Source organism: Intrasporangium chromatireducens Q5-1 (assembly GCF_000576575.1).
Lineage (GTDB): Bacteria > Actinomycetota > Actinomycetes > Actinomycetales > Dermatophilaceae > Intrasporangium_A > Intrasporangium_A chromatireducens.
The window spans coordinates 1-363 of sequence record NZ_AWQS01000617.1 but is presented as its reverse complement, the minus strand read 5'-3'; the positions used below and the strand labels follow the sequence as shown (position 1 = coordinate 363).

The 363-nt window shown below is 76.6% G+C and carries 1 pseudogene; it reads left to right on the top strand.

Annotated elements, in window-relative coordinates:
• Positions 1–363 (top strand): annotated as a pseudogene (locus tag N864_RS25395) (c-type cytochrome biogenesis protein CcsB); the annotation flags it as partial.

The following is a 363-nucleotide window of genomic DNA, read 5'->3' as shown; positions in this document are numbered from 1 at the left end:
CCCTCGCCATGCTCGCGTTCGCCACGCACCTGTCCGCCCGCGCGCCGCGTCGGGCCGAGGAGCGCGCGGCCGCCGAGCGCACCGACGCCCTCGTCGGCGCCGGAGTCGGAGCGGCCGGGAGCACCACCGCCACCCTGCCCGGTGAGGGCACCACGGACACGGCGCGGGACCGCACCGGTGCGGCGGGAGCCGGTGCAGCGGGTGCCAGCGCAGCGGCATACGGTCCGGAATCGGTGCGCAGCCGGCAGTGGGGCAGCATCGGACTGACCCTCACCTACCTCGCCACCGCCCTGCTCGTCGGGTCGGTCGTCCTGCGCGGCATCGCCGTGACCCGGCCGCCGTGGGGCAACATGTTCGAGTTCG